Source organism: Pedobacter nototheniae (assembly GCF_004335085.1).
Lineage (GTDB): Bacteria > Bacteroidota > Bacteroidia > Sphingobacteriales > Sphingobacteriaceae > Pedobacter > Pedobacter nototheniae.
The window spans coordinates 1-11,482 of record NZ_RQRS01000042.1; the positions used below are offsets into that span (position 1 = coordinate 1).

Consider the following 11,482-nt stretch of genomic DNA (forward strand, 5'->3'; position numbering starts at 1 on the left):
TAATAATACTTTTTTGAATGTTTATGTTTGTTGTTTTTTTATGCTTTTCTTAAATATTTATATTTTTTATAAGCACTGTTTAGAATAAATTTTTAACTGAAAAAATATTTTTATTTTTTTTGTAAAAAACAATTGCAGCTATAGAATATAATTAGATTTTAATTATGTAATTTGTAATCGTTGCCTATAACTAATTTATAATGCGTTGGGCAGATACTTAAAATACAATCTACTATTGCGTGAAATTTACTAATTGGTGCCTAACTATATCTTTGTTATGCTCAGCCAGCGTGGCGGTGGCACAGGTTGCGCCTAATAAACTAGATAAGAAATTACAGAAATACATTAATATAGATCATAATAATTTTATCAATCCTTCAGATAGCGTTGTTTTAGTTGAGTTTAAAACAGCTTTAACCGCCGAAGAAATTTCTAAAATAAATCCTAAAAGGCAATTTTCAGCAAACCAGTTTATTGTAAGTTCTAAAAACCTTAGCCTTATTTCTCAGGCATTTATAAATAAAACGCAATCCAATAGTTTGTGGAAAGCAAGTGATAATTTAATCCAAAGATGGGAGCAGGGTAATAAAAAGGGGCAAGAGCAGTTAATCCGCTTGGTTTTTAATGATTCGTTTAGTGGTGTGCCCGAATACCTGAAGTCATATAAATTACAATCGGTAAATAACACATATAAATTAATTATCATTTCTTTACCGCTCTCTGATTTACAAAATGTACTAAACCATAGTGAAATATTATTTGCGGATGTGGTACAAACAGCCAAAGAAGAAATTGTAATTAGCGATTTAGATCTTTCTTCCGTTGATGTTTTTGCGGCACACAATAAATATCCCGAATTGAATGGTGAAAACATTACGCTCTCTTTAAAGGAAGGTATTTTTGATGTAAATGATTTAGATCTTTTAGGTAAAGTAATTCCTGGTAATAATAGTTCTGCAGATAATGGTCATGCCGTTATTATGGCTACGCTAGCCTTAGGTTCAGGCAATTCTTTTTTAAAAGGCTTAGGAGTAGCGCCTTCAGCAAAACTAATAACTTCAGATTATAGTAATTTATTGCCTGATGATATTAAAAAGCTTTCTGCAGTAAATGTTTCCGTTCAAAACCACTCATATGGTACAGGGATTGATAATACATACGGTATAGAGGCGCAGGCTTACGATCAGCAAGTATATGAGGCAGATACGATTGTACATGTTTTCTCTGCCGGAAATGTGGGTACATCAAAAGCACCATCAGGGGTTTATCAAAATATTGAAAACGCAGCAAACCTTACGGGTAATTTCAAGCAGGCAAAAAATGTTTTCGTTATAGGTGGCATAGGTCGTGAAAATGTTTCTGAGGCTTTAAGTAGCAAAGGCCCAGCTTACGATGGGCGTGTAAAGCCTGATGTTGTATCTTCTGGTCAGGATGGTACCTCTGGTGCAGCTGCTTTAACCTCAGGCGTTGTAGCTTTATTGCAGCAAAAGTATCATAGCTTAACTGGTAAAGCAGCATCAGCAGCCTTAATTAAAAGTGTTTTAGTAAATTCTGCAGATGATTTAGGCAGACCGCATGTTGATTACTTTTATGGTTTCGGGAAAATTAATGCTTTAAAAGCGCTCAATACACTTGCCGAAAATAGATTTACAAAAGGAGAGGTAACGCAAGCTCAGGATTTTACTTTTCCAATTGAAGTTAAAGAAGCTGTAAAAGAGCTAAAGGTTACTTTAGTGTGGAATGATTTACCTGCAGCCATAAATAGTGTTCAAAGTATTGTTAATCATCTCGATCTTTCTGTAGAGGATTTGAATGGTAAAGCTGTATTACCTTGGGTTTTGAGTATCTATCCTATGGCAGATTCTCTTGTAAAGGTGGCAACCAGAAGAATTGATCAGGTTAACAATGTGCAACAAGTTACACTAGATGCTTTGCAACCAGGTAAATATATTGTGCATGTTAAAGGCAGAAAGGTAACGCAGGATAAACAAGCATTTTACCTTGCTTATGAACTTAATTTGCCAAATCAATTTCGATTTACCTTCCCTGAAAAAAACGATTATCTCTTCGCTACAGAAAGCAATTACATCAGATGGGAAAATACATTTGATAATAAAACAGGCAAGCTTTCTGTAAGTTACGATAATGGAAGTAGTTGGCTTGTTGTAGCCGAATCATTAAATTTAAGTACCAAGTTTTACAATTGGCAGCCTCCTAATCGTTTTACACGTGCATTGTTTAAAATGGAGGTAGAAGGACAGGAATTTAAAGGCAATTCATTTATAATTTCTACACCTCCGGCTTTAAAAGTAGGCTTTAACTGTACCAACAATATTTTGTTCCATTGGAAACCTCAACCGCTTGCAAAAAGTTATACACTTTATACAATCATTGATAATAAACTTACTCCAATTGAAAATACTGTAGATACTATGATTATTGTAAAAAAGGTTGCAGGCGCATCGCCTTATTTTGCCCTATCGGAGAATGGAACAGATTTTACAGGTTTAAAAAGTTATACCATAAATTATCAAAACCAAGGAATAGCTTGCTATTTAGCAAGCCTAAATGGTGATATTGTAGCTAATGCCGTTCAGTTAAGTTTAAACATAGGAACAACTTATAATCTTAAAAGCTTTATTTGGGAAAAACAAATAGATGCAAACACTTTTGTACCGATTAAGGAAGAAAGTATAAAAGAAAATGTATTAAGCTATGCCACAGTTGATGCCTCACCAAGAACTGGAATACAAAGGTATAGGGTTACCTTTGTAACACAAGATGGCACTAAAATTCAATCAGAAATTATCTCTATAAATTACCTTAAAGAGGATGATCTCATTGTGTATCCAAATCCCGTTAGTACAGAATTAAGCATTTTAAATGGAGCATTTGATAATTATTCGCTGGCTTTATTTGATATGTTAGGGCGAAAGGTTTTTGAAGAAACATCCAATGATAGTAACCGGTTTAACTTAAGCAGATTAACATCTGGTATTTATGTTGGGGTAATATCTAAAAATAAACAACAACTTAAAAAGTTTAAGATTATTAAAAATTAATAAGCTGTTTAAATTTGTCTAAAAAATTATCGTCATTCTGAACTTGTTTCAGAATCTATCTTAAAAGACCCTGAACTAAACGACGTAGTCCTCTTGAAGACAAAAGCAACAATAACTGCTACTGAAAAATTCAGGGTGACGGAGTAAAATATTTAGTGAAATTTAAACAGTTTCTAAACTTAATTTTTAGTGAGGGAATCTTCAATTCATCAAAAATAAGGAGCAATAAAAAAGCCGTATCATTTTAAAATGACACGGCTTTTTTAATAATTGAAGTTTAAAACTTATCCCAAAATAATTTTGTTTCAACTTTATCTCCACCAATTGCACTTGCAGCGCTGGTGTAATTAGATCCATTCAACTGTTGCTCATTACTTGGATAGGTAAATCTATTTGGAAATCCTGATTTAGCACTAATAGGTGGCGTTATTTTTGGATAATCGAATCTACGTAATTCCGTCCAGCCATTAAATGGGCGATTGTATAAAGCAATCCATTTTTGAGTACCTATTTTTTCTTTCCATGTTCCTGCGGCTGTTGTGTACGCTACATCAGGTCTGGCCAAATAAGTAGCAGCATCAGCAGCTGTACCACCCCAATATAATATAGATGCTGTAATTGCATTATTATAGTGAGATGCGGCGGTTCCTGTTACGGTATAATTTCTTTCTGCTGCTTCCGCTCTGTAAAATTCTGTTTCTACATAATCCATAAATAAAGTTTCAGCATTTGCAGCATACAATTTCGGATTAGGTTTTGATATTTCTGACGGTGTATTAACAGCACCAACTATTCCACCTTTATAATTTCCTGCATTATTTGGTGTAAAATACAAAGCCAATCTAGGATCTGATAACGAAGTTAGCTTATCAACAAGGTCTTTTGCTGCCACAATATCACCCCGGTTGCCTGTTACAATCTCAACATATAGAGGGTTTTGACTTGGAGCGCCAGCTTGATAAACAAGCGTTATATTATCCGTAGCAGATGCAATAGATTTCGAATCTGAAGCCTCAAATGCTGTTTTAGCCGAAAGATCATCTACATCAGCCAAAATTAATCCTTGTTGCATGCGTAGTGTATTGGCAAACTTTATCCATTTTGAGATATTGCCCTTACAAATTAAATCTTCATTTTGTGAAAAACCTATACTGCCCACACTTAGCTTATCAATATCATCATTTAAGCGTTTAATCAAATCGAGCGAAATTGTTTTTGCATCATCATATTTTGGGAACAAATTATCTGGATTCAATGCCTGTGAATAAGGTACATTGCCAAAGGTATTAACCAATGTACTGTAAGCTAAAACCTGCATAATATCTAATATTGCTAGTTTATTTGTTTTTTCTCCTGCTGCTATTAAAGGATCATTATTAATAATTATAGATGCCTGCTTTAAATTTTGAAGAACATTACTATACATGGTTAACCACCACTTGTTTGGTACACCTCTGGTTGTAAAGTCATACTGCGGTTCATCTTGATAGGTTACAGAAGCCCATTGACTTACTGTAAACCTTAAAAAGTTTACGTTTATGTTAGGATCTGTTATCGCATCAGAATAAGATTTAGTAGCATAAGTAAATAAACTTCCTGCTGGTACCATTGTAGGTCTTTTAGTGTCGTTATTAAGCGTTGTAATATCTTTTTTGCAGCCCGCCAATAATAGTAGAGGGATAAAAAGCATGCTATATTTTTTCATTATAATTAATTTAGAAGTTAAAATGATAGTTTGGCATTAAGTCCAATCGTTCTGGTTGTTGGATATGCACCACTTTGAACGCCTTGAGCATTTCCTGATGAAAGGTTTTCTTCAGGATCAGAATATGGTAGGTTTTTATGGATAATCCATAAATTTCTTCCAAATACAGAAATATCAATCCCTTTAACAGGGCCTAATTTTGCTATAACAGATTTAGGGAGCGAGTAGGTTAATGTTGCTTCACGTAATTTAACATAACTGGCATCATAAGAAAATGCAGATGGAGGTAAAGCAGGGGAGTTTGCATCAATTACAACTCTTTTGGTATTGGGTTGCCCATTCTCTGTAACCCCAGCAAGTACAACGCCTCCGCTTTTACTATCACTTGTAACGGGGTTTCTTACCGGGTTGCCCAAATCGTTTAAGCCTACCGTGTTGGGTAAAATTCCAGTGTAGGTTGCGTAATATTGATCTAATGACCATACGTTGCCTCCTTTTCTGATGTCTATTAAAAAGCTAAATGAAATATTTTTGTATCTGAATTTATTATTAATACCACCAATCCAATCTGGGTTTATATTACCGATAATGTTGGTAGTAGTGCTAGTGATTTTATAATAACCATCGTTATCAATAACTTTATCGCCATTGGCGTTATAAACATAATCTTTACCTTGTAAAGTGCCATATGGCTGGTTTAGTGTTGCGTTTACAGTAACTCCACCCTGATAATCAGCAAGTAATACGTTTTTACTATCATTGTAAAGTTCAGTTATTTTAGCATTATTTTTTGTCCAGTTTATATTAATATCCCAGCTAAAGTTTGGTGTTCTTATTGGGCTACCAAATAACGAAAGCTCAAAGCCTCTATTTCTAACTATACCTGCGTTAATGTATGTGTATGAATATCCAACACTTGGAGATACTGCAAGGGGTAAAATTTGATTTTTAGTATTTGCAAGGTAATAGGTGGCATCAAAGCCAACTCTTCCTTTTAAAAAGGACATTTCTAAACCAACCTCCTTACTTTCAGTTAATTCAGGTTTAAGTGAAGAATTATTAGTGGTTACAGGGTATGCATATAAAATACTGCTACCAAATTTGTTCTTTGGAGTATAAGTATTTATTGTGCTTCCCCAATCTGCACTGTTACCAACTGTGGCGTAACTTGCCCTTAACTTACCCGATGATAACCAGGCGAATTCCTTTTCCAGTTGTTTAGAAAATAACCAGCTACCCGCAACAGAGTAATAGTTGTATGCATTATACGCTGTTGGCAAAGTAGAAGATTTATCTCTTCTAAATGTACCATCAAGGGTGATGTAATCTTTGTATGTTAATGTAGCACCTCCAAAAATGCCATCAACTTCTGTTGGCTTATAATATTCTACAGGGGATGTTAATGTTCCAACAGAATTAGAGATAGCGTATAAATCTGGTACAATTAACCCGCCATTGGTTGTAACATATATGCTATTTAATGTGGTGTTTCTAATGTTTGTGCCCACTAAAGCTTTTAAGTTAATATCCGTAGTTAAATTCTTATCAAAATTGGCAATTAAATCAAAATTGGTTTCTTGAAAAGAACGATTTGTCCTAGAGTAAGCACCAGGCTCTTTACTGCCATAAGCAATGCGTTCTTCCTGTATTTCGCTATAAGAATCCAAGCTTACCTTACCTAAAATATTTAGCCATTCAGTAGCTTTATAGTTTAAAGATGCGTTACCAAAAATGCGGTTACGGGTATCATTTTCATAATTTTTATACCTTGTCCAGTAATAATTGTCTGTATAGATTGGAATAAGACCGCTAGTTGTAGATGGATTTTGCCAGTTCCAGGTAATATTTTTTTCATTTCTAAAATATGCATCCTTTTGAGATTGGATATCAACATTTGTTTGGTACCACTGGCGGAAACTTTGATTTACATTTAATCCACTATAACCGGTACCATATCTTCCTAAGCCATTAATTTGAGAGTAGTTAGCCGATGCAGATGCCGTTATTTTGTCGGTAATTTTGTAGCTACCACTAAAGTTTAAAATATTTTTTAAAATCTTGCTATTCGGTAAAGTTCCTCTTTCATCATTTCTGGTATAACCAAGCTTTATGGTTCCTTTATCTGAAGTGCCATTTAAGATAATGTTATTGTTATTGGAAATTGCTGTTTCATAAAAGGATGCTGGTCCTTTAGTTGCAGCAACCCAAGGTGTTTTTTTATGGAAATTTGGTGAGCTGGGATCGAAAGCATCCCATTGGTAAACCAACAAATTAGGGTCAAATTTAGCTCCATAAGAAGCGTCTTCGGTAGTAGGTACCACTTTTTCTTTTACACCATTTCCTAAAACATCTATTAAGTTAAATCCATCGCCACTTTCATAGCCACTAGAATATCCTGCACCATACTCATGCTGATAGGTAGGAAAGGTTGATTTATCTATAAAACCTACGCTTAAACCAGTATTAATGGCTATACCAAGTCCGTTTTGTTTTCTGCTTTTGGTGGTAATCATAATTACACCATTGGCACCTCTAGAGCCGTATAAAGCACTTGCTGCTGCGCCCTTTAAAACATTTACCGATTCAATATCATCTGGATTTATATCCGCCGCTGCATTACCATAATCGTAACCACCTCTTCCTGTTGTTTGATTTGTAGAGTTGTTATTATCGTTATTAATTGGAACGCCATCCACTATAAATAATGCTTGATTATTAGCTTTTAGTGATTTATAACCCCTGATAATGACGTTTGTAGAGCCACCTATTGAATTGCCCTGAATAATTTGCAGCCCTGAAATTTTTCCTGAAAGTGCCGAAGCAGCATTGCCACTTCTTGTTTGGCTTAATTCTTCTCCTTTAATTTGTTGGGCTGCATAAGTAAGGGAATTTTTAGTTCGCAGTTGCCCCATCGCTGTTACCATAACTTCGGTAAGCTGATTGTTATCTGGCTGTAATTCTACTGCAATGCTTTTAGTATTTACCGTTACAGTAATCTCTTTTGATTGATAGCTAACGTAAGAAAAGATTAACTGATCGTTGGTAGATACACTGATGCTAAATTTACCATCAGCATTTGTAGCTGTTCCACCTGGTTTGTTTTTGATCTTTACACTTACCCCGGGTAGTGGTTGCTTGTCATCTTTTGAGCTAACTGTTCCTGTTATTACTCTTTCTTGTGCGTAAGATGACCACGCTATACTCAAAAGAAAGAGCAAGCCTTGTAGAAATTTTTTCATATAGTTTAGTTGTGTTAATTTTCTAAATTATATGTAAATATTTTATTAAAGATATCTGTAAGCTGTGTTATGGGTTAATTGGGTGCTTTTAAGGATGGTTGTGTAGGATTAGGTAGCTATATTAATGGGTTAATCTATTTGGATAGGTCAATTTTATTTTTTTAAACATTAAGATTATTAAAAACTAAGGTTAATTTTTGTTGATAGTTTCAATTCATCAAAAAAATAAATAGCAATAAAAAAGCCGTATCATTTTAAAATGATACGGCTTTTTTTATTAAAGTAATGGTTTACTAAAAGTGGAACATTACACCTAATTTAGGAGCGAAAGTATTAGCTTCTAAACCGAATGAGTTAGTTTTTACTTTAGCACCAGTTGCTTCTGCTTTAACTGAATAGTTTTCATAACCTAAACCGTTAACTGAAACTTCGATACCGATTCTTTTAGTAGGGAAGAAAGCAAAACCTGGAGCAACGTTAACACCAATTGAAGTAGAAGTACCAACTTTAGCACCTGTATCGCCATTAGCATCAACAGCTTTAACTGTACCAAATGCCATTGGAACTGATAACTGTCCGAAGAATTTGAATTGATCAGATAAGTTAACATAGTAACGACCGAAAGGAGCAACTTCAAAAGCACCAGTTTGTCTTAATCTACTTACTTCTTTATTATATGTATAGCCAACACCTGTACCAATTGCGAAATTGTTTGCTACAAAATATCCAGCTTGTGGTACAACGCTAAAGCTAACATCAGCTTTATTTGCGCCATCAACTTTTGAAGTATTGAAGCCAACATTACCACCTAAAATAACTTTTCCTTTTTCTGTTTGTGCATTTGCACCATAAACTAATCCTGCAACTGCAACTAATGATAATAATAGTTTTTTCATCTTTTTTATTATTTATTTTGTTAATATTATAGTCAAATTCTACCTTTTTAATTTCTGACTATATTTGGCTAAAAGTCAATGGTTGTGCCAAAAAACATTCCTTACGTCATCAAAAAATCAGTTTTTAGATAACCTCTTATGTAATAAACAGATATAAATTTAATGTTAAATCAATATTATTTTAGTGTGACACAAAGTTAATCGATTGATTAATTTTTGAGCGCTGCCAAATTGCCAATCTGACTTTTTTTGTAAAATTGTCAGTTTTTTTAACCGCATTTATGGCAGGCTTAAGGCAGTATAGCAGGCTGTAATATTGATGCGTGCCAAAAATGTTTCCAATATTTAAGGAGTAAATTTAGAAACGGGTATTTTACTTTTAAACTGGCTTTAATGTTTAGTTAAAATATTTGATATACTCCTTATAAGAATTTTTGTTGTACTATTACATCAATCTCCCCCTAAAATAAATAACCTATATTTTTCATTTAAACTTAAAAGCTTATGTCAAGCTCGGAAACCGGCTATGCAAAAAATGCAGCCAATTTTAAAGATTTAATTATTCAGTTAAAAAACCTTGAAGGAGATTATCAACCACCAAAACCATCATTAAATATAGAAGCCCTTGAGGCAATTTCTATAAAAAGCGAAGAACTTATGCGTACTTTAAGTCAGCTGGCACCTATATACAACCAATGTGTAGATAAGCAAGAACTCATTTTTAGTACACAAAACAATCTGGTTACCCGTAGCTACAATTATTTAAAAGTAGTAGTAGATAACCCAGGAGATTTAGAAACCATTAAAACAATTGCTGATAAGATTAGGGGCGTTAATAAAAAAACAGATCCTGTGGAAGAAGGCAAAACAAATCATTCGCAATCACAAACATCTTACGATAATAAATTAGAAAATTTTAAAAGATATATAGATGCCTTGCAAAATACTAAGGTTTATTTACCATTAGAAAGTGATATTAAATTGGAAACATTTAATGATTTGGCAGTAAAAATGGGTGAAGCACTAACAGCGGTAGCCTTATCTAAAAGCCCTGTAGATGTAGCCCGGAAAAATAGATATAACTTTTTTTATGCGGATAAAACAGGGCTTGTAGATATTGCCAATGATATTAAAACTTATAGTCGCGCTGTATTAAAAAAAGATCATCAGTTGTATAAAGCTATTCAGGATATTAAATTTAATAAAATAAGTCATTAAGTTAATCTTTTATCAACAACAAAACCTGGGCAAACCAGTGCAAGTCTGTTAATTGGTTTTCAATTAATTTCCTGTGATCCAAGTTTTTTAATAGTGGTATTATTTTTCAATAAAATACCACCATCAAGGTATTTATCATCAACTCTGCATTGCTTAGTTTCGATTAATCTTTTGCATTTCAGTAATTTATGTAAAGGGTAATAAACTAAAAACAAACTACTATGGAAAATGAAACACTTGTAAAAAAAGCTCAGGAAGCTATGAACAGAAAGGGAGCGAACCTTAAAGTTGATGGTAAATGGGGACCAAAATCTACGGCTGCGGCAGAAGATTTTGAATTTAAGGTAGAAGCAATTCGCGATAATGCCAGTATGCCTGCTGATATTGCGATGGTAAATAAAACTATTGCTGGCATTACAGAACCCGTATTTGTTACTGTAAAGGGCATTAAATTTAAAGATCGTGGAAACTATGCAACTCCATCGGAGAAATTTAAGGGTTTAACTGTTCACTACACCGTAAGTGGAAGAACTGCAGCTAATGCAGAAGGTGTAATAAATTACTTAAAAAATGAAGGCTTTGGTTGTATGGTTATGGATGAAAATGGCATTATTTACATTCCTGAGCAGTTTGATATCTTTAAAAACTGGAACTATCACTCAGGCGTTAGTAAATGGAAAGGGATAACAAATGTATCTGATTATTTTGCCGGGATGGAGATTTGTTGCTGGGGATTAGGCTCTGCAGTTGGCCCTTATAGAGAAGTTAAGGTAGCTGAAGGTTATATTGTTGCAGGTAAATACCAGAAATATACAGAAGCACAGGAAAAATCATTGATAAATTTTATTCTATGGGCTAAATCTAAAAATGATGAATTTGATTTAGATTACGTTGCAGGGCATGATGAATTAAGAAAAGAAGCTGGCAAAGTTAATGATAAACAAGATCCAGGAGGTAGTTTAAGCATGCCAATGGCTGCACTACGCGATCTTGTTAAAGCTAAAGCAACAGAACTCGGAATTTAGGCGTATCTCAAATTGTAAAAATGAAATTTCCTCTTTATTGATAAAAAGGTAATTCGATAACACCTCAAATTGAGGTGTTATTAAATAATGCTCCTTTAATCAATGGCACAGTTTGGTGAACAGAACCTACACTAATTCTATTCCGTTTACACAATCTAATTTACACTCTCTTAAATGATGCTCCTCGTTGGGTAAATGATGCTCCTCGTTGGGTCTGTTCAATAAACTGTGTCATTGATTAAATCTGTCCTCAAAAAATATAGCAATTTGTGCTTGCATAATTTTCCATCCAGTCACAGGATTTATCCATCCATTTCTATGATTAATAAATACAAGA

The 11,482-nt window shown here is 33.9% G+C and carries 6 protein-coding genes; 3 read left to right on the forward strand and 3 right to left on the reverse strand.

Going from position 1 to position 11,482, the window contains the following annotated elements; all coding sequences use genetic code 11:
- Positions 1-239: 239 nt before the first annotated feature.
- Positions 240-3,062 carry a S8 family peptidase gene (locus EHC72_RS22250; RefSeq protein WP_131539924.1) on the forward strand — a complete coding sequence of 941 codons (2,823 nt, stop codon included), beginning with the start codon at positions 240-242 and terminating at the stop codon, positions 3,060-3,062.
- Positions 3,063-3,339: 277 nt separating this feature from the next.
- Here EHC72_RS22250 and EHC72_RS22255 read toward each other — a convergent pair whose 3' ends face one another.
- The 3 genes from EHC72_RS22255 to EHC72_RS22265 all read right to left on the reverse strand — a co-directional run bounded on the left by EHC72_RS22255 (position 3,340) and on the right by EHC72_RS22265 (position 8,902).
- Positions 3,340-4,767: a SusD/RagB family nutrient-binding outer membrane lipoprotein gene (locus EHC72_RS22255; RefSeq protein ID WP_131539925.1), complete on the reverse strand. Its 1,428-nt coding sequence runs from the start codon at positions 4,765-4,767 to the stop codon at positions 3,340-3,342.
- A 17-nt stretch (positions 4,768-4,784) separates the two neighbouring features.
- Positions 4,785-8,006 carry a SusC/RagA family TonB-linked outer membrane protein gene (locus tag EHC72_RS22260; RefSeq protein WP_131539926.1) on the reverse strand — a complete coding sequence of 1,074 codons (3,222 nt, stop codon included), beginning with the start codon at positions 8,004-8,006 and terminating at the stop codon, positions 4,785-4,787.
- A gap of 293 nt (positions 8,007-8,299) precedes the next feature.
- Positions 8,300-8,902 carry an outer membrane beta-barrel protein gene (locus EHC72_RS22265; RefSeq protein WP_131539927.1) on the reverse strand — a complete coding sequence of 201 codons (603 nt, stop codon included), beginning with the start codon at positions 8,900-8,902 and terminating at the stop codon, positions 8,300-8,302.
- A 504-nt stretch (positions 8,903-9,406) separates the two neighbouring features.
- Between EHC72_RS22265 and EHC72_RS22270 the strand changes: the two genes are divergently transcribed.
- Positions 9,407-10,120, forward strand: a complete 714-nt coding sequence (locus tag EHC72_RS22270; RefSeq protein WP_131539928.1) for a hypothetical protein — start codon at positions 9,407-9,409, stop codon at positions 10,118-10,120.
- Positions 10,121-10,341: 221 nt separating this feature from the next.
- The gene (locus tag EHC72_RS22275) at positions 10,342-11,145 is read left to right on the forward strand and encodes an N-acetylmuramoyl-L-alanine amidase (protein ID WP_131539929.1); all 804 of its coding nucleotides are present in this window, start codon (positions 10,342-10,344) and stop codon (positions 11,143-11,145) included.
- Positions 11,146-11,482 lie beyond the last annotated feature (337 nt).

Bases quoted from the DNA above. Each gene is read 5' to 3' on its own strand.
- EHC72_RS22255 (WP_131539925.1), bottom strand. From the start codon at position 4,767: ATGAAAAAATATAGCATGCTTTTTATCCCTCTACTATTATTGGCGGGC.
- EHC72_RS22260 (WP_131539926.1), bottom strand. From the start codon at position 8,006: ATGAAAAAATTTCTACAAGGCTTGCTCTTTCTTTTGAGTATAGCGTGG.
- EHC72_RS22265 (WP_131539927.1), bottom strand. From the start codon at position 8,902: ATGAAAAAACTATTATTATCATTAGTTGCAGTTGCAGGATTAGTTTAT.
- EHC72_RS22270 (WP_131539928.1), top strand. From the start codon at position 9,407: ATGTCAAGCTCGGAAACCGGCTATGCAAAAAATGCAGCCAATTTTAAA.
- EHC72_RS22275 (WP_131539929.1), top strand. From the start codon at position 10,342: ATGGAAAATGAAACACTTGTAAAAAAAGCTCAGGAAGCTATGAACAGA.